Genomic DNA, 16,866 nt, shown 5'->3' on the forward strand with positions numbered 1-16,866 from the left:
GAAGCGGCCGCTGACGGCGGTGACGACGCGCTTGGTTTTGAAGGACTTGCGGGAGAAGAGTTCGGCGACCACGTCGGGGACGGAGGCCTGGGGGGAGATTTCGGCCACCCCGAATTCCGTGATCCGGTACTGGCCGCTGGAGCCGGTGAGCTGGAGGGCTTTGACGTACTTGGACCCGATGTCCAGTCCCACCAAGTGGCGATCGGCCATGGGCGGCTCCCTCTGGTATCCCCTGTTCCGCTCCGAACGTCCGTGACAAAGTGTAGCACCCCGGCGGGGGTTGTCAACGTCGCGCGTCCGCCGGCTCGGAAAGTCTTGATTTCGACGCCGAAATCCCTAGGATAGGGCCCCGTGATTCAGCCGATGACGAAAGGTCGCCGCTGCGCGATCTGCAACAAGGGGCCCCTGCGGGGCGAGCGCATCGCCCGCCGAGGCCTGGCCAAGAAGAAGGGCGGGGTGGGCCGCAAGATCACCGGGCGCTCCAAGCGCAGTTTCAAGCCCAACCTCCAGCGCGTCCGCGCTCGGGTGAACGGGCAGGTCGTCCGGATCAAGGTGTGCACCTCGTGCCTGCGTCTGGGCCGGGTCCAGAAGCCTGCCTGAGCGCTCGCCTCGGGTCGCAGGGGGGAGAAAATTCCTTGAGCCAGGACCGCGTCCGCGACGTCGAAAAGACCGTCCGCGCCAACGATGAGTGGCGCCTTCGCCGCTGCGTGAATCTCATCGCCAGCGAGAACGTCCTTTCCGCGCGCGCCCGGGCGCTCCTGCCTTCCGATTTCGGTCACCGCTACGCCGAGGGGCATCCGGAGAAGGGCAAGCGCTACTACCAGGGCACCAAGCACATCGACGTCATCGAGGCGGCCGTGCGCGACGAGATGCGCCGCCTCTTCCGCTGCCGCCACGCCGAGGTCCGCACGATCAGCGGCACCAACGCCAACGACGTGGTCTTCGCCTCCTTCGTGCGGCCCGAGGACACCGCCGTCGTCAACTCCCTCGAAGTCGGCGGGCACATCAGCCATCAGCCCATGGGCGGCCTGGGCAAGTACACCCGCAAGATCCTTCGGTGGCCCCGCGCGGCCGACGGCTATCGCATCGATGTGGCGGCCTCCAAGGATCTCGTGGCCCGCGAAAAGCCCCGCCTCGTCGTTCTGGGCAAGAGCCTGATCCTTTTCCCGGAACCCGTCCGCGAGCTTGCCGAAGTCTGCCGCGAAAGCGGAACCGTTCTCGTCTACGACGGAGCCCACGTCCTGGGACTCATCGCCGGAGGGCAGTTCCAGGATCCCCTGGCCGAAGGGGCGGATGTCCTGCTGGGCTCTACCCACAAGACCTTCTTCGGACCTCAGCGCGGCGTCATCCTCTCCAATCTCGACGACGAGCGCTGGAAGCGGATCGACAAGGTGGCCTTTCCGGGCTCTTTGTCCAATCATCATCTTTTCACCTTGCCGCCCCTCCTCGTGGCCGCCTACGAGATGGCCGAGTTCGGCCGCGACTACGCCCGGCAGGTCGTCGCCAACGCCAAGCACTTCGCCCGCTCCCTGGCCCGGCAGGGGTTCGACGTCCAGTGTCCCGACCTGGGCTATACCGAAAGCCATCAGGTCGCCGTGGACGTCCGGCGCCAGGGCGGGGGCAAGGAATGCGCCCAGCGCCTCGAGGACAACGACATCATCTGCAACTACAACCTCCTCCCCTTCGACGATCCGAAGGCGGTCATGAAGCCGTCGGGCCTGCGCCTGGGCGTGCAGGAAATGACCCACTGGGGCATGAAGGAGCCCGAGATGGAGGAGATCGCCCGCCTCTTCAAGGAATGCCTGATCGACCGCAAGGACGTGCGCCCGGAGGTCCATCGCCTCCGCGCCCGCTTCCTCGACGTGCACTACAGCTTCGACGCCCGCTCCGCCGCTTCCGAGGCGTCCGCCGCCGCGGGGACGGTGGACGTGGACCTGGCCGGCTACTGAGCCGTCCCGCCCGGTCCGGATCCGTTGTTAAACCCCGCCTCGCGCACGTCGAGCGGTTTCTGGCCCCGCACCACCTGGCGCGCCACGGACTGCAGCCCGTAGTGAACGATCAGCCACGCGCCCAGGAGAATGAGCAGAAGATCCGCCGCCCGGGTCACCAGGGAGAACGCGGCGGCGTTGTCCTTTCCGATCCCCATGAGCGAAAAGAGCCCCACCATCCCGACTTCGAAGACCCCGAGACCTCCCGGCGTGTGGGGGAGGCTGTTGATGATGTTGGTCACGAGATAAATCGCGCAGAGATACTCGACCCCCAGGAGAACCCGGTCCCGCGAGAAGAAGAAAAAGACCCACGGCCGCAGAAGGATCGAGAGCGCCGACAGAAGCGTCACCGCCTGCGAGACGAGGAACACCTTCCGGCGCCTCAGGAACGCCTGCCGGACAAGGTCCTCCATCTCCTCCGCCCGCCGCCGGGCCCGCGCCAGCTTTCGGCGGAGTCCCTTGAACACCGCCAGGCACCGGATGATCCGGACCGTGGGCTTCAGATTCCCGAGGAAGGCGTAAAGAAGGAACCCGAAAAGCGCCGTCAGGACGACCATGCAGGAGACGATCAGGATCTCCTGCCGCGGCGAGAAGTCGAGCCTCCAGAGCGCCACTCCCGCCGAGACGACCATCACCAGAAGGAGCGCCCCGATCTCCTGGAATTTCGCCACGATGATCGTGGCCAGGACTTTGCGCTTGGGCTCTCCATGAAGATTGGCGACGTAGAGGAGCTTGAGGGGCTCGCTGCCGAGATAGATCGTCGGCGCCATGAAGTTGATGGGAAAGCCCATGAAGTTGGCCTTGAGCGCGGTCCCGAGAGGAACCTTCAATCCCTCCGCCCGCATCAGGATCGTCCAGCTCACCGCGGGGGCGATCAGCGTCATCGCCGCCGTGAGCGCGTAGAGGCACATGCCGAGCGCCCCGAGCTCGCGCACGGCCCGGAGGGCCGCGACGTCGAACTGCCGGTAGACGAGAACCGCCAGGGAGACGCCCAGGACGATCGAGCCCGCGAAGAGGAGCTTCTTCCACATGCGAATTCGGGGTTCCGATTCTAAAGGATGCTCCGCGGTTCGTGAAGCCGAAATCGGCGCGCCGGACGGATCACCAATCGTTTTGACTCGCGCCGGAGGGGCTCGTACAATGCGGCCCTCGCATGAAGATCCGCACCGCCCTGCTCAGCGTCTACGACAAGCAGGGAATCGTCGAGTTCGCCCGGCGCCTGGCGGAATCGGGCGTCGACATCCTGTCCACGGGCGGGACCGCCAAAGCCCTCCGCGACGCCGGCATCGCCCTGACCGACGTCTCGGAGTACACGGGCTTCCCCGAAATCATGGACGGCCGGGTCAAGACCCTCCATCCCCGCGTTCACGGCGGCATCCTCTGCGTGCGGGACGACCGCGAACACCTGGCGCAGGCCGAAAAACACAAGATCAAACTCATCGATCTCGTCGCCGTGAATCTCTATCCGTTCCGCGAGGTCACGGCCCGGCCCGACGTGGCCCACGAGGAAGCCATCGAGTACATCGACATCGGCGGCCCCGCCCTGGTCCGCGCCGCCGCCAAGAATCACAAGTACGTCACCGTCGTCACCGACCCGGCCGACTATTCCCGCGTGGCCGAGGAGCTCCGCCGCCGCCAGGGCGCCACCAGCGAGATGCTCCGCCGCGAGCTCGCCGTCAAGGCTTTCGCGCACACGGCGCGCTACGACGCCGCGATCGCGTCCTACCTCGGCGGCCGCGAGGAGTTCCCGGACCTTCTCACCCTGCAATGGGAGAAGGTCGCGGACCTGCGTTACGGAGAGAATCCCCACCAGCGCGCCGCCGTCTACCGGTCCAGCCCCCGCACGGCGCCCTCGGTCGCCTGGGCCGAAGTTCTGGGGGGCAAGGAACTTTCGTACAACAACATCCTGGATCTCGACAGCGCCTACGAACTCGTCCGGGAGCTGCGCCGCCCGGCGTGCGCGATCGTCAAGCATAACAACCCCTGCGGCGCCGCCTGCGGGGCCACCCCGGCGGAGGCTTTTCGCAAGGCGCTCGAGGGCGATCCCGTTTCGGCGTACGGGGGACTTGTGGCCTTCAACGCCGTCGTGGACGTCGCGACCGCCGAACTCGTGGCCACGAAGGATACCTTCTTCGAGGGAATCGTGGCCCCGCAGTACGCCCGCTCCGCCCTCGAGGCCCTGCGGGAGCGCACCAAGTGGGGCAAGAACCTGCGAATCCTCGAGACCGGCCATGAGCCCGCCAAGGCCCCGCCCGGGGCGGTCTGGGTCCGCACCATCCGCGACGGAGCGCTGGTTCAGACTCCCGACGACGCTCTGGCCGGAGAGCTGCGCCCCGCCGTGGGAGAAGTGACCGAGGACCAGAAACGGGATCTCCTTTTCGCCTGGACCGTGTGCAAGCACGTCCGCTCCAACGCGATCGTGCTGGCGCGGGACGAGGCGGTCGTGGGCGTGGGGGCGGGACAGATGAGCCGGCTGGATTCCGCCTGGATCGCGGTGCGCAAGGCCGGCGCCCGCGCGCGCGGCGCCGTCGCGGCCAGCGACGCCTTCTTTCCGTTCCCGGACGCCCTCGAGGCGCTCCTGGACGCCGGCGTCACGGCCGTCATCCAGCCGGGCGGCTCCATCCGGGACGACCAGGTTCTCGAGGCGGCCCGCAAGCGGGGAGTGCCGATGCTGCTCACCGGCATGCGGCACTTTCGACACTAGGGTGCCGGCGCGCCATGAAGATCGGCATCCTGTGCTATCCGACCTCCGGGGGCAGCGGCGTCGTCGCCGCCGAGCTCGGCATGGCCCTGGCCGCGCGCGGCCACGAGATCCACTTCTTCAGCTACCGCCCTCCGTTCCGCCTGCGGCCCGAAGGGGACCGCTTCCGGTGGCACGAAATCACCATTCCGCGCTACCCGCTTTTCGAGTATCCGTCGTACGGCATGGCCGCCGCCTGCAAGGTCGCCGAGGTGCCGCTCGACGTCCTGCACGTCCATTACGCCTATCCCCACGCGGTGAGCGCCTTCCTCGCGAAGGAAATGTCCGGCCGGACGCTCCGGACCGTGACGACGCTTCACGGCACGGACATTCTCCTGGCCGGCCAGGACGCTTCGTTCGCGCGCGCCACCCGGTTCGGACTGGAGCGCTCGGACGCCGTCACCGCGGTTTCCTCCTTCCTGCGCGGGAAAACGCTCGCCTGGTTCGGTCCGGCGCGGCCCATCGAGGTCATCCCCGACTTCGTGGACCTGCGCCGCTTCGTCCCGGCCCGGCGCCGCTCCCGGACGGTCGTCCACGTCTCCAACTTCCGCGCCGTCAAGCGCACGACCGACGCCGTGCGGGCGTTCTACCTGGCCCGGCGGCGCGTGGAGGCGCGGCTCATCCTGGTGGGCAAGGGACCCGAGGAGGCCGAGGTCCGCGCTCTGGCCGAGCGGCTGGGGGTCCTCGCGGACGTCTCCTTCGTGGGCGAGGAGGCGGACGTCGCGCGGCGGCTGCGCGGGGCGGGAGCGCTCCTTTCGACCAGCGAATTCGAGGGCTTCGGGATGGCGGTGCTCGAGGCCATGGCCTGCGGCGTCCCCGTGGTCGCCACGCGCTCCGGCGGCGTCGAGGAAGTGGCGGGGGAGGGGGCCGCCCTCCTGGCGGACGTGGGAGACGTGGAAGCGCTCGGCGAGGCGCTCGCGCGCGTCCTGGCGGAGGCCTCCCTGGCGCGCGACCTCGGCCGCGCCGGCCGGATCCGCGCGGAAACCCTTTTCGACAGGGATCGCATCGTTCCAAGGTACGAGGCGCTCTACGAGCGCGTCTGTGGAGCCGAACATGCCCAGAATCTATCCGTTTAGGGCCGTCCGCTACGACGTTTCGCGGGTCGGCGACCTCTCCAAGGTCACCACGCAGCCGTACGACCGGATCAAGCCGGATCTGCAGGAGGAGTATTATCGCCGGCACGAATTCAACCTCGTCCGCGTCATCCTCCGGCGGGACGAGCCCGGCCGCGACAAGTACGCGGACGCCGCCGCCACCCTCGAGGACTGGCTGCGCCGGGGCGTCCTCGTGCGCGAAGAAAAGCCCGCCCTCTACGTCTACCACCAGATCTACCGGACCGCGCAGGGCGTCAAAACCCGCAAGGGGCTCTCCGCGCTCGTCGAGATCGACGAGCCGGGCAAGGGGAAAATCCTGCCCCACGAGCAGACCCACACGGGGCCCAAAGTGGATCGCCTCAACCTCCTCCGGGCCACCCGCACGCACACGGAACAGGTCTTTTTTCTCTATTCGGATCCCGAAAAAGCCGTCAATCGCATCCTCGACGAGGCGGCGCGCGGGAAACCCGACCTGGAGGCCGTGGACGACCTGGGGGAGACCCATCGCGTCTGGCGCCTGGACGACCCGGCGCGCATCGAGGCGGTCCGGAAGATCCTGGAGCCCAAGGAGTGCATCATCGCCGACGGCCATCATCGCTACGAGACCAGCTGGAACTACAAGCAGGAGATGGCGCGCGCGGGGCGGCGCGGCGAGGGGCCCGAGTCGCCGGACAACGTCTTGGCCACGCTCGTGAACATGGACGACGACCTGACCATCTTCGGCACCCATCGGCTCGTGTACGACGCGCGGTCGTTCGACCCCGCCCGGCTCCTGAGCGAAGCGCGGCGCCACTTCGAGATCCGGGAGTATCCGTTCGCCGGTCCCGCCGAGGAGCCGGGGGCGCGCCGCGAGCTTCTGGAGGATCTTCGGATCGAGGGCGCTTCGCGGCCCTGCTTCGGGGCGGCGCTGCGGGGCGCCGGGGCCCATTACCTCTTCCTCGTCCGGGACGTCCGCGCCGCGGCCGCCCAGGTGCGCCAGCCCCGCAGCGAGGATTGGCGCTCCCTGGATGTCAACCTCCTGCATACCCTGCTTCTGGAGGGGGTTCTGGGCATCGGACCGGCGGAGCTGGCCGCCGAGAAGAACGTGGAATTTCTCCGCAGCGCCGACGAGGCGGTCGAGAAAGTCCTCGCCCCCGGAAAGTATCAGGCGGCTTTCCTCGTCAACCCCGTGCGGATCGACCAGATCCGGCGCATCGTCCGCCACGGGGAGCGTTTTCCTCAGAAGACCACGGATTTCTACCCGAAGCTCCTGACGGGACTGCTTTTGTGCAAGCTGAACGTCTAAGATGATCCCAGGGTCAGCTCCTGACCCGCATTGACCGAGAGACGACCATGCATAAGCGACTGTGGATCCCCGGACCCGTGGAAGTGCATCCCGACGTCCTGCGGGCCTGCTCCGTTCCGATGATCTCGCACCGGGGCAAGGAGTACCAGAAGCTCCACGCCGGCGTGAAGGCGAAGCTGCGCACCCTTCTGGGCACGGAGAAGGGGTACGTTTTCCTCTTCACGTCGAGCTCCACCGGCGCCATGGAGGGCGCCGTGCGCAACTTCAGCGCCCGGCGGATCCTCTCCTGCACCTGCGGAAACTTCAGCGAACGCTGGCATGCGATCGCGCTCGAAAACGGCAAGGAGGCGGACGCCTATTCCGTCGAATGGGGCCAGCCCAACCGGCCGGAGGAGATCGACCGGCGCCTGGCCACGGGCAAGTACGACTGCCTGACCCTCGTGTCCAACGAGACCTCGACGGGGCTCTTCAACCCCCTCGAGGAGATCGCCGCGGTGATGCGCAAGTATCCCGACGTCACCTTCTGCGTGGACGCGGTCAGCTCCCTGGCCGGCGTGCCCCTCAATCCGGAAAAGCTCGGCATCGATTACCTCCTGGCCGGCACGCAGAAGGCGTTCGGCCTGCCTCCCGGCCTGGCCGTCGTCTGGTGCAGCGAACGGGCCATGGCCAAGGCGGAGAAGGTTCCGAACCGCGGGCACTACTTCGACGTCTGGCAGTTCAAGAAGACCGACGAGAAGAACGAGACGCCGGAGACGCCGGTGATTTCGCTCATCCACGCGCTCGACGTGCAGATGGGGCGGATGCTCGCCGAGGGGCTGGAGAACCGCTGGAAGCGGCATCAGGAGATGGCGCGCGTCTGCCGCGAATGGGCCAACGCGCGCTTCAAGATGTTCCCCGCCAAGGGCTACGAGTCCGTGACGCTCTCCTGCGTCGAGAACGTCCGCAAGGACATCACCGTCAAGCAGCTCTACGACAAACTCTACGAACGGGGCCACGTGATCTCGGAGGGCTACGGGAAGCTCAAGGAGCGGACCTTCCGGATCGCTCACATGGCCGACACCACGGTGGAAGAACTCAAGGGGCTGCTCGCCCTCATCGACGAGATTCTGGGCGTGCGGGGATGATCGCGCGTGAGGAGCTGGAGCGGCGCGAGGAGGCGACGCTCGCCCCCTTCGCCGCGCGGAGCGGCCGGTCCCTCGGGCGCCGGCACCCGGAGGCGGAACATCCCTACCGGACCGCCTTCCAGCGCGACCGCGACCGCGTCATCCACTCGGCCGCCTTCCGCCGCCTGGCCTACAAGACCCAGGTGTTCGTCAACCACGAGGGAGACTACTACCGGACGCGGCTGACCCATTCGACCGAAGCCGCCCAGATCTCCCGCACGATCGCCCGCGCCCTGGGCCTCAACGAGGATCTCTGCGAGGTGATCGCCCTGGGCCACGACCTGGGGCACACCCCCTTCGGCCACTCCGGCCAGGAGGCCCTCGACGAGTGCATGAAGGAGCACGGCGGGTTCGAGCACAATCTCCAGAGCCTGCGCGTGGTCGAGCTTCTGGAGCGCCGCTACCCCGATTTTCCGGGGCTCAACCTCACGTTCGAGACGCGCGAGTCGATCGCCAAGCACGGCTGGCCCCAGAAGAAGGCCGTCGCGCCGGAGTACCGCCCCGAATGGGCCCCGCTTCTCGAGGCCCAGCTGGTGGACATCGCCGACTCGATCGCGTACGACGCGCACGACATCGACGACAGCGTCAAGGCCGGCCTTCTGGCGGAGGACGATCTGGCCGGGCTGGAACTGTGGCGGCGGGCCACCCAGGGGTCGTCTCTGGCCGGCGAGATGCGGGTCCGCGCCGGTGTCCGCCGGCTCATCGACATGGAGGTCACCGACCTCGTCCGCACGACGCTCGAGAACGTCCGGCGCCTGGGACTGGACTCCCTTGATGCCGTCCGGGCCGCCCGGGAGCCGGCGGTCCGTTTCTCCCCCGAGATGGACCGGCTCAAGAAGGAGCTCCAGGCGTTTCTCTTCCGGAACGTCTACCGCCACCACCGCGTGGTGATCATGGCGGAGAAGGCCCGGCGGTTCGTGACCGAGCTTTTCCGCGCCTACACCGCCAACTCCGCCACGCTCCCGCCCCGGTTCCAGGAATGGGCCCGCGCCGTGGGCGTCCCCCGCGCCGTCGCCGACTATATCGCCGGCATGACCGACCGGTACTGCCAGGACGAGTACAGGAAACTCTTCCACCCGTTCGAAAACATCCTCTGAGGATTTGCGGTCCCATGCTGCACGCCGTCCGGGCCGTCTTCGTGCTCGTCTGCGGGGCCCTGGGATGGGTCATCGGCATCGACCTTTACCAGGTCCCCTGGCTGGGCCTCTTCGTCGGCTTCGGCGCGGGCGCCTTCCTCGTGGTCATCGAGATCCTGGCCACCCGGCGCCTGGCCTCGCTGGTGCTGACGCTCGTGCTCGGCATCCTCGTGGGCTGCCTGCTGTCGCACTTCGTGATCCAGGTCCTGGACCTCCTGAGCCCCCACCTGGCCGACCGCACCCGGACGTACCGCAACTTCGCGCTTTCCGTGGTCCTGAGCTTCCTCTCGGTGCTCATCATTCTGCACCTCAAGGACGACTTTAAATTCGCGATCCCCTTCGTCGAGCTGCGCCGCGAAAAGGCCCCCGGTCCCCGGGCCCTCCTCCTGGACACGAGCGCCATCATCGACGGGCGCATCGCCGATCTCGTCGAAACCCGCATCCTCGGCGGCGCCCTGATCGTGCCCCGTTTCGTCCTGGCCGAGCTTCAGCAGGTGGCCGATTCCGCCGATAAAATCAAGCGCAACCGCGGGCGCCGCGGCCTGGACGTCCTGGCCCGCCTCCGCCAGTGCCCCTCCGTCGAGGTCCGCGTCGAGGACGTGGAACTGCCCGGCGTGGAGGGCGTGGACGCCAAACTCGTGCGCCTGGCCCGGACGCTCGACGCCCGGATCGTCACGACCGATTTCAACCTCAATAAGGTCGCTCAGGTGCAGGGCCTCGAAGTGATCAACGTCAACGACGTCGCCCGGGCGCTCCGGCCCGTGGTCCTCCAGGGCGAACGCGTCTCCGTCAAGATCCTCCGGACCGGCGAGAGCCCCGGCCAGGGCGTGGGATACCTCGAGGACGGCACGATGGTCGTGGCCGAGGAGTGCGCCGGAAAGATCGGCCAGCAGGTGGACCTCGTCGTCACGAACGTCCTTCAGACCTCCGCCGGAAGGCTCGTCTTCGCCCGGCCGGCCTGACGCCCACCGGAAAATTCTTCCGCCCTCCGGAGGAAAAAAGCTCCGCTTCCGCCCGCCGGATTCGTCCCCTGCCGGGGAAGCCGCCGTTGGCACGGAGATTGCTTAGTTCGCTCCCCGCCATGGAACTCGACGACCGTCTGGCGTGTGAAGTCGAGCGGCTGTGCCGGCTGGTCGAAGCGGCCGCTCCGGACTTCGTCCGGCCGGCGGGGTGGAGGGCGCGGCTGGCGCGCTTCCTGGCGGCGGTGGTGTTCTGACATGACGCTGCTCCTGGCGCTTCTGGTCGGCGGGGAGACGCTCGTCCTGCGCGAGTCCGCGCGGGCGGAGGGGCGGTATGTCCGCCTCCTGGAGTGCGTGGAGGCGGATCGGCTGGGCGAGGAGACGCGCCGCCTCCTGGCGGACGTCTACCTGGGCCGCGTGCCCGAAGGCGGACAGGTGCGCGCGGTGACCGTGGAAGAGATCCGGCGGGAGATGGATCTGCGGGGGATCGATCCGGCGCGTTTCGAGTTCGTCGGCCGCCGGGTGGAGGTGACTTCGGCGGAGGGAGGGCCGGGCACGTTCCGTCGGGCGGTGATCGCGGAGATCCGCCGCGCGATTCTGGAACGCCATCCGGGTTTGCGGCCGGAGGAGGTCGAGGTGCGGCTGATCGATCCGGATCCGGCGCTCGAATCGGCGGGGGTGCGGGACGTGCGGATGGAAACGCCGGCCTTCGGGACGGTCGCCTATACGGCGGTGACGGCGGGGCCGGGAGCGCGGGAGGTGCGCGGGCGCGCCGAGGTGACGCGGGCGCGACACGTGCAGGGAGCGGTTCGGACGGCGGGCGGCGCGGCGGACCGGCCGGCGGTGCGCGCGCGGGAAATCGTCCGGGCCGTCGGCGGCGCCTTCGAGGTGGACGCGCGGGCGCTGGAGGACGGCGGGGTGGGACGGGTCATCCTTCTGGAGTTCGTGTCCACGGGGAACCGCTTCCGGGGGCGCGTGACGGAAGCGGGCCGGGTGGCGGTGGTGGAGGCGGATCCGTGAAGAAGTTCGGATGGGCGGCGGCGGCCTGGCTGGCCATGGCGGGCGGCGCCTGGGGGCAGTCGCTCCTGGGCGATTCGGACCGTTCGCCTTACGATCCGCCGCCCCCCCGGGCGTACCGGAAGCACGACGTGCTGTTTCTGAAGGGGGACAGGCCCAAGGCGGACGGCGGGGGTGGGTTCTCGATCGCGGCGGAGGTGGCCGACGTGCGCCCGAACGGGACGCTCGTCGTGCAGGCCCGGAAGCGCCGCTTCGTGAACGGACGGGAAGAGGTCTTCAAGCTCTCCGGGGAAGTGCCGGCCGCGGCGGTGCGGGACGGGGCCGCGCGGCTGGAGGACGTGCTGAATCTCAGCCTGGTCCGCGAAGGAGCCCGCGGGCCGGAAGAATGGATCCTTCGGGCATGGCCGTAGCGAACGCGAAAGGATGTCCCGCGCCGGTCCCCGCACGGGGCGGGGCGGGATTCCCTCATAAACCCCTCACCGGAGCCCTGGGACGGGCGGGCCTTCCCGCGAAGGCCCGCCCGGTCCCGGGTGGTTAAGCCATGGCCACGATCTTCGCGGCGGCGCTCCTGGCGGTTTCGACCCAGGCGGTGAAGGACTTCGTCGAAGTGGACGGAGCCCGCTCCAATCCCCTGCGCGGGTACGGCATCGTGACGGGCCTCAACGGACGGGGCGACAGTCCTCAGGGGGAATCCGCCCGGCTCCTGCGGGCGATGCTGCAGAATCTGTCCGCCCCCGAGGTCACGATCGAGAAAATCGAAGCCCGCAACGCGGCGCTGGTTCTCGTGACGGCGGAGCTTCCGCCCTTCCAGAAGCCGGGGACGCGGCTGGATGTGACCGTCTCGGCGATCGGGGACGCCCGGTCCCTGGCGGGCGGGGAGCTTCAGCTCACCGATCTTCGCGGGCCCCTGGGACGGAGAGACCCCACGATCTATGCGCTCGCGTCCGGCCGTCTTGTGGTGGAGGGGGACGAGGGGCGCGGGAACCCCACGGTGGGATTCATTCCCGGCGGCGCGATCGTCGAGAAGGGGCTCGCGCACGCGTTCATTCACGAGATTCCGGAGGGCCGCCCGGGGGCCGGGCGGAAGGCCTTCCGGCTGCTGCTCAAGAAGCCGGATCTTTCCACGGCGGGCCGGCTCGTCCAGCAGATCAACGCGTCCGCGGCGGCCGGTTCCGGCGGGAGGCTCGAGGTCGCCGAGGCGCTCGACGGCGGCGCGATCCTGGTGCGGATTCCCACGGCGGAGGAGTACCGCGCCGCGACCGGTTCGGCCCCGGCGTGCGACTTCGAGCGCGAGCCGGTCCACTGGCTCGACGCGGTCCTCAATCTGCCGGCGGACCTCTACGCGCCGGAAGCGGCGGCGGTCGTCATTCACGACGCCAGCCGCACGGTTTCCTGGACCGGCGAGGTGCGGCTGCGCTCCGGAAGCGTTCTCCTGCCCGGTTCGGGGGAGGCCGCGCGGCCGAGCGTCTTTCACGCGCGGGACGGACAGCGCCTCTCGGAGTTCCTCGAGAAGGTCGGCCCGGCGGTCACTTCGGCGCAACTCGTGGACCTCGTCCGGGCGCTCCACAAGGCGGGTCTGATTCAGGCCGAAGTGCGCGCCCGCTGAGGGATCCGCTCAAGCTTCCCCCGGCCCTGCGTCGATGAAGAAGAAGGCGCGGGTCCGCCTTTCCAGGAGATCCCCCGGGAGACCCCGACTCGGCCGGCAACGGCCGGTCGGGGGGCTCCCGTTTTTTTTCACTCCGGGATCCGGGGGACCAGGCGGAACAGGCGCGTTCCGCCCGGCGCGCGGCGCGAACAGAAATAGATGGAGCCGTCGGCCCCCCAGGCGGGCATCCAGTCGGGCGCGGGCGAAGAGGTCAGCCGCGTCGGAGGACCACCCTCGGCGGGAACCGTCCAGAGGTCGTCCCCTTCGTCCAGCCGCCCCGCGGCGGCCGGGCTTTTGCCCACCGTGGCGAAGACGAGGTGGCGCCCGTCGGGCGACCAGGCCGGGTTGATCGCCGCCCAGCCGTCCGGCGCCAGAACGGCGGTGAGGTCGCGCGCGGACCCTTCCTCGAAGGCGACCGTCCAGATCGTGCTCATCCAGTCGTCCCGCCGGCGCATCCTCTGGAAGGCGATGCGGGGGCCGCGCGGGGACCATTCGGGAAGAAGGCCGTCGATGTCCTCGAGGACGTGGATGCGGCCTGCGGCCATGTCCCGAATCCGGAGGGTCCATTCGCCGCCCGAGTCCGCGGCGGAGTAGACGAGCCACCGGCCGTCCGGCGACCACGAGGGATGGAGGCTCGGGACCCCGGGTTCGCTGACGTATTCCGGGGCGGCGCCCGCGTGGGCGAGGTCGAGGATCGCGATTTCCCAGAGCCCGCGGCCGTGGGTGGAGAACGCCAGGAGGTTCGGCCGCGCGGGGTTGACCTTGGGGAAGCGCTCGTCGCCGGGCAGCGACGTGAGGCGCACCGGCGCTCCGGGGCCCGTGGGGCGCATGAAAAGGTCGAAGTCGGTGCCGAAGGCGGAGGAGGCGTAGTACAGGGTCTTTCCGTCCGGGGAGATTTCCGGGTCCCGGTCTTCGCCCGAGCGTCCGGAGGTGACCTGGGTGATGGGAGGTTCGGCGCCGGACTCGGAGGGGGGCGCCGGGGGAGGCGGCTCGGGCGCGGAGCAGGCCGCCAGAATCAAGGGGGTCAGGAAGCCCGGCAGCATCCGTTTCATAGCCCCTCTCCGTGGAGTTCTTTATCTATTCATCGGCCGCGGGTTGACCTTTCTTGAGGGCCGGTCTATAAATCCATTTCGTATGGAAGTCGTGGTGGACGGCCGCACCGGGATGGGCGTTCCGGACGAGGGCGGGGTCACGTTCCAGGCCCTTTTCGACGCGCTGCGGCGGGCGGCCGCGCGGAAGCGCCGCGTGGTGGTTTCCTGGACGCTCGACGGGGAGCCGCTGACGCCCGAGCGGCAGGCGGACCTTTCGGGGCAGCCGACGAAGGCGTATGGCCTTCTCGAGGTGAAAACCGCCGACCCGCAGGAGGTGGCCGGACCGACGCTGCGCGGGCTGCGCGGGCACCTGGAGAATCTGGCGCGCGTCCACGACGAGGCGATCGCCTGCATGGCCTCCGGCGAGTATGCGCGCGCGCTCGGCAAGTTCGACGACTGCTTCCACGGGTGGGACATCCTGCTGCGGGCCGTGCGGGACCTGGGGTCTCTGGCCTCGGTGGACTTCAAGGCGCTGCGTTCGGGCGGCGAGTCGCTGGAGCTTCGCGTCCGGGACCTTCAGGAGTCGCTCCTGCGGTTCGGCGCGGCGGTGGAGTTCAAGGACGCCGACCGGATTCTGAGCCTGCTTCGGGATGAACTCAAGCCTCAGTTGAGCGACTGGCGCGAGGTCCTGGAGACCCTGGAGCGGCACGTGGCGGAGCCGGGTCCGTGAGCCGCGACGGCTGGCGGGCGCGCCTGGCGCGCGTGCGGGCGCTCGTCCTGGACGTGGACGGGGTTCTGACGGACGGTTCCCTCTATTACGGCCCCGGCGGGCAATCCTTCAAGCGCTTCGACAGCAAGGACGGGATGGGGATCGTCCTCGTCCAGAAGGCGGGCGTCCGGGTGGCCTTCCTTTCGGCGGAGAAGACCGACATCGTGCGCCGCCGGGCGGAGAAGCTGGGGGTGCGGGACCTTTTTCTGGGCGTCGGGGACAAGGGGGAAGCCTTCGAGCGCTTCCTGAGGGCGCGGCGGCTGAAGGCCGAGGAGACGGCCTACGCGGGGGACGACGTGAACGATCTTGCGCCGCTGCGGCGGGCCGGGGTGGCGATCGCCGTGGCGGACGCGGTGGAGGAGGTGCGGCGGGCCGCCGACTGGGTCACGTCCCGGCCGGGGGGCCGGGGGGCGGTGCGGGAGATGTGCGACGCGATCCTCAAGTTCCGGGGTGCCTCCGTCCGATAAGGGGACGGACGGTTCGAGGAGGGGCCCTATGAGTTCGGGATCGTTCAAGTTCCTCCAGCCGACGCGCGCCTGGCGGGAGATGAGGATTCTGGAGGAGATCGGTCGCACTCCGCGGGTGAGCCAGCGCGGGCTGGGGCGGGCGGCGGGTCTGAGCGCGGCGATGGTCAACGCGTACGTGGACGCTCTTGTGGCCGGGGGGTACGTCGAGGTGGTGGGGGATACGAACCGGACGTACCGGTACTACCTGACGCCGGAAGGATGCCGGCGGCGGGATCTTTTGCGGGCCGAGCTGGCGGCCGAAGTCGAAGCCCTGCGGGCGTCGGGACTGGGCCTCATGACGGGCTGACGGGTCGCCCGTTTCTGGACTTGGCCTGCGGCGCGTCCTATATTGCTCCCCCATGCCGCCGGCCACCCTCCTTTCGGGCTGCACCGTCCTGGACGCGGAACTCTACCTGCCCCGGGGCGACATCCTGATCGAAGGGGGCCGGATTCGTAAAGTCGCCTCCCGGATCTCCGCCCGGGGCGTCCGGGTGGTGCCCGCGCGGGGCCTGGTGGCGGTGCCCGGCCTCATCGACACGCAGATCAACGGCGGCTTCGGCGTCTCCTTCAGCGAGGCCTCCCCCGACCAGGTGGCCGACATCGCCCGCCGGCTTCTCTCGCACGGCGTCACGGGGTTTCTCCCCACCCTCATTTCGCTCCCGAAGGACGTGACCCTGCGGGCGATCGGAAACGTCGTCCGGGCGGCCGGCTCCCCGGGCGGCGCCCGCATCCTGGGGCTCCACCTCGAGGGACCCTTCCTCCATCCCGAACGCCGCGGCGCCCACAAGGAGGAACATCTGCGCCGCCCCTCTCTTGCGGAGTTCCGCCGCTACCTCCGCGCCGCGCGCGGCCTTCTCCGGATGATGACGCTCGCGCCCGAGCTTCCCGGCGCCCTCGCCGTCATCAAGGAAGGCTCCCGCCGCGGCGTCATCATGGCGGCGGGACATTCCATGGCCACCGCCGCCGACGTCGGCCGCGCCGTCGTCGAGGGCGGCCTGCGCCACGTCACCCACGTCTTCAACGCCATGCGCCCCCTGCATCACCGCGAAGAGACGCTCCTCACCGCCGCGCTCCTCATGAACCGCCTCTCCTGCGGCATGATCTACGACCGGCAACACCTGAGCGCCGGCACCGCCCTTCTTCTGCTCAAGCTCAAGCCCGTCGGTTCCCTGGTTCTCGTCAGCGACACGACCTTCGCCCTGGGCGCCCCGGACGGCGAAATCCGCGCGGACGGAGAAACCTACGTCGTGGGCGGCGGCCGCGTGATCGTCAAGTCCACGGGGCGCCTGGCCGGAAGCGCCTTCTCCATCCTCGACGGCGTGCGATGCCTCATCGAAGACACCCGCGTTCCCCCGGCCCTGGCCTTCTACATGGCCAGCGGGGCCCCCGCGCGCCTCTTGGGCCTTCAGCGTAAACTCGGAACCCTCCGGCCCGGCGCGTGGGCCGACGTCGTCCTTCTGGGGCCCGGCCTGCGCGTGGTCCGCACCTTCGTGGGAGGCGAGCTTCTCTACGAAAATCCGGACGCGTAGGACG

At 69.2% G+C, this 16,866-nt stretch carries 19 protein-coding genes; 16 read left to right on the plus strand and 3 right to left on the minus strand.

The features are described 5' to 3' along the window. Positions 1-210: hypothetical protein (locus VNO22_05635; protein ID HXG60831.1), on the minus strand; the 210-nt coding region annotated here is incomplete at its 3' end. 153 nt (positions 211-363) lie between these two features. On the opposite strand from VNO22_05635, the gene rpmB reads away from it, so the two are divergent. Together rpmB and VNO22_05645 are read left to right on the plus strand one after the other, a co-directional pair. Next, positions 364-600, plus strand: a complete 237-nt coding sequence (gene rpmB / locus VNO22_05640; GenBank protein HXG60832.1) for a 50S ribosomal protein L28 — start codon at positions 364-366, stop codon at positions 598-600. Between the two features lie 35 nt (positions 601-635). Next, positions 636-1,949, plus strand: coding sequence for a serine hydroxymethyltransferase (locus VNO22_05645; protein HXG60833.1), 1,314 nt, complete (start codon positions 636-638; stop codon positions 1,947-1,949). Here the strand turns inward: VNO22_05645 and VNO22_05650 are convergent. Then, positions 1,943-3,019, minus strand: coding sequence for a lysylphosphatidylglycerol synthase transmembrane domain-containing protein (locus tag VNO22_05650; protein ID HXG60834.1), 1,077 nt, complete (start codon positions 3,017-3,019; stop codon positions 1,943-1,945). The genes VNO22_05645 and VNO22_05650 overlap by 7 nt on opposite strands. Positions 3,020-3,141: 122 nt before the next feature. On the opposite strand from VNO22_05650, the gene purH reads away from it, so the two are divergent. The 10 genes from purH to VNO22_05700 all read left to right on the plus strand — a co-directional run bounded on the left by purH (position 3,142) and on the right by VNO22_05700 (position 12,988). Continuing rightward, positions 3,142-4,692: a bifunctional phosphoribosylaminoimidazolecarboxamide formyltransferase/IMP cyclohydrolase gene (purH, locus tag VNO22_05655; protein ID HXG60835.1), complete on the plus strand. Its 1,551-nt coding sequence runs from the start codon at positions 3,142-3,144 to the stop codon at positions 4,690-4,692. A gap of 14 nt (positions 4,693-4,706) precedes the next feature. Further along, the gene (gene bshA, locus VNO22_05660; protein ID HXG60836.1) at positions 4,707-5,804 is read left to right on the plus strand and encodes an N-acetyl-alpha-D-glucosaminyl L-malate synthase BshA; all 1,098 of its coding nucleotides are present in this window, start codon (positions 4,707-4,709) and stop codon (positions 5,802-5,804) included. Continuing rightward, complete coding sequence (locus tag VNO22_05665) at positions 5,782-7,107, plus strand: DUF1015 domain-containing protein (GenBank protein HXG60837.1); 1,326 nt, start codon at positions 5,782-5,784, stop codon at positions 7,105-7,107. The genes bshA and VNO22_05665 overlap by 23 nt, the downstream gene beginning before the upstream one ends. A 47-nt stretch (positions 7,108-7,154) precedes the next feature. Beyond that, complete coding sequence (locus VNO22_05670) at positions 7,155-8,231, plus strand: alanine--glyoxylate aminotransferase family protein (GenBank protein HXG60838.1); 1,077 nt, start codon at positions 7,155-7,157, stop codon at positions 8,229-8,231. Then, positions 8,228-9,367, plus strand: coding sequence for a deoxyguanosinetriphosphate triphosphohydrolase (locus VNO22_05675; protein HXG60839.1), 1,140 nt, complete (start codon positions 8,228-8,230; stop codon positions 9,365-9,367). The genes VNO22_05670 and VNO22_05675 overlap by 4 nt, the downstream gene beginning before the upstream one ends. Before the next feature lie 14 nt (positions 9,368-9,381). After that, on the plus strand, positions 9,382-10,368 hold the full coding sequence (locus VNO22_05680; GenBank protein HXG60840.1) for a PIN domain-containing protein: 987 nt from the start codon (positions 9,382-9,384) through the stop codon (positions 10,366-10,368). A 119-nt stretch (positions 10,369-10,487) separates the two neighbouring features. Beyond that, positions 10,488-10,622, plus strand: a complete 135-nt coding sequence (locus VNO22_05685; protein ID HXG60841.1) for a hypothetical protein — start codon at positions 10,488-10,490, stop codon at positions 10,620-10,622. A 1-nt stretch (position 10,623) separates the two neighbouring features. Continuing rightward, on the plus strand, positions 10,624-11,385 hold the full coding sequence (locus VNO22_05690) for a hypothetical protein (protein HXG60842.1): 762 nt from the start codon (positions 10,624-10,626) through the stop codon (positions 11,383-11,385). Then, entirely contained in the window at positions 11,382-11,792 is a 411-nt protein-coding gene (locus VNO22_05695; GenBank protein HXG60843.1) for a flagellar basal body L-ring protein FlgH, read from the plus strand. The genes VNO22_05690 and VNO22_05695 overlap by 4 nt, the downstream gene beginning before the upstream one ends. Before the next feature lie 131 nt (positions 11,793-11,923). After that, the gene (locus VNO22_05700) at positions 11,924-12,988 is read left to right on the plus strand and encodes a flagellar basal body P-ring protein FlgI (GenBank protein HXG60844.1); all 1,065 of its coding nucleotides are present in this window, start codon (positions 11,924-11,926) and stop codon (positions 12,986-12,988) included. A 128-nt stretch (positions 12,989-13,116) separates the two neighbouring features. Here the strand turns inward: VNO22_05700 and VNO22_05705 are convergent, their stop codons facing one another. Next, positions 13,117-14,079 (minus strand): hypothetical protein, encoded by a 963-nt coding sequence (locus VNO22_05705; GenBank protein HXG60845.1) that lies wholly within the window; start codon positions 14,077-14,079, stop codon positions 13,117-13,119. Between the two features lie 82 nt (positions 14,080-14,161). On the opposite strand from VNO22_05705, the gene VNO22_05710 reads away from it, so the two are divergent. Genes VNO22_05710 through nagA form a run of 4 tightly spaced genes read left to right on the plus strand, consistent with a single transcriptional unit; the run spans position 14,162 to position 16,862 of the window. Further along, positions 14,162-14,788, plus strand: a complete 627-nt coding sequence (locus tag VNO22_05710) for a hypothetical protein (GenBank protein HXG60846.1) — start codon at positions 14,162-14,164, stop codon at positions 14,786-14,788. Next, complete coding sequence (locus tag VNO22_05715) at positions 14,785-15,294, plus strand: HAD family hydrolase (GenBank protein HXG60847.1); 510 nt, start codon at positions 14,785-14,787, stop codon at positions 15,292-15,294. Before VNO22_05710 ends, VNO22_05715 begins: the two co-directional genes overlap by 4 nt. Positions 15,295-15,322: 28 nt before the next feature. Continuing rightward, positions 15,323-15,640: a winged helix-turn-helix transcriptional regulator gene (locus VNO22_05720; GenBank protein ID HXG60848.1), complete on the plus strand. Its 318-nt coding sequence runs from the start codon at positions 15,323-15,325 to the stop codon at positions 15,638-15,640. Between the two features lie 52 nt (positions 15,641-15,692). Continuing rightward, the gene (gene nagA / locus VNO22_05725; protein HXG60849.1) at positions 15,693-16,862 is read left to right on the plus strand and encodes an N-acetylglucosamine-6-phosphate deacetylase; all 1,170 of its coding nucleotides are present in this window, start codon (positions 15,693-15,695) and stop codon (positions 16,860-16,862) included. Positions 16,863-16,866 lie beyond the last annotated feature (4 nt).

It is taken from the genome of Planctomycetota bacterium, from assembly GCA_035574235.1.
In the GTDB taxonomy this organism is placed as follows: domain Bacteria; phylum Planctomycetota; class MHYJ01; order MHYJ01; family JACPRB01; genus DATLZA01.

Bases quoted from the DNA above. Each gene is read 5' to 3' on its own strand.
- rpmB (HXG60832.1), top strand. From the start codon at position 364: ATGACGAAAGGTCGCCGCTGCGCGATCTGCAACAAGGGGCCCCTGCGG.
- VNO22_05650 (HXG60834.1), bottom strand. From the start codon at position 3,019: ATGTGGAAGAAGCTCCTCTTCGCGGGCTCGATCGTCCTGGGCGTCTCC.
- purH (HXG60835.1), top strand. From the start codon at position 3,142: ATGAAGATCCGCACCGCCCTGCTCAGCGTCTACGACAAGCAGGGAATC.
- bshA (HXG60836.1), top strand. From the start codon at position 4,707: ATGAAGATCGGCATCCTGTGCTATCCGACCTCCGGGGGCAGCGGCGTC.
- VNO22_05665 (HXG60837.1), top strand. From the start codon at position 5,782: ATGCCCAGAATCTATCCGTTTAGGGCCGTCCGCTACGACGTTTCGCGG.
- VNO22_05670 (HXG60838.1), top strand. From the start codon at position 7,155: ATGCATAAGCGACTGTGGATCCCCGGACCCGTGGAAGTGCATCCCGAC.
- VNO22_05675 (HXG60839.1), top strand. From the start codon at position 8,228: ATGATCGCGCGTGAGGAGCTGGAGCGGCGCGAGGAGGCGACGCTCGCC.
- VNO22_05680 (HXG60840.1), top strand. From the start codon at position 9,382: ATGCTGCACGCCGTCCGGGCCGTCTTCGTGCTCGTCTGCGGGGCCCTG.
- VNO22_05685 (HXG60841.1), top strand. From the start codon at position 10,488: ATGGAACTCGACGACCGTCTGGCGTGTGAAGTCGAGCGGCTGTGCCGG.
- VNO22_05690 (HXG60842.1), top strand. From the start codon at position 10,624: ATGACGCTGCTCCTGGCGCTTCTGGTCGGCGGGGAGACGCTCGTCCTG.
- VNO22_05700 (HXG60844.1), top strand. From the start codon at position 11,924: ATGGCCACGATCTTCGCGGCGGCGCTCCTGGCGGTTTCGACCCAGGCG.
- VNO22_05705 (HXG60845.1), bottom strand. From the start codon at position 14,079: ATGAAACGGATGCTGCCGGGCTTCCTGACCCCCTTGATTCTGGCGGCC.
- VNO22_05710 (HXG60846.1), top strand. From the start codon at position 14,162: ATGGAAGTCGTGGTGGACGGCCGCACCGGGATGGGCGTTCCGGACGAG.
- VNO22_05720 (HXG60848.1), top strand. From the start codon at position 15,323: ATGAGTTCGGGATCGTTCAAGTTCCTCCAGCCGACGCGCGCCTGGCGG.
- nagA (HXG60849.1), top strand. From the start codon at position 15,693: ATGCCGCCGGCCACCCTCCTTTCGGGCTGCACCGTCCTGGACGCGGAA.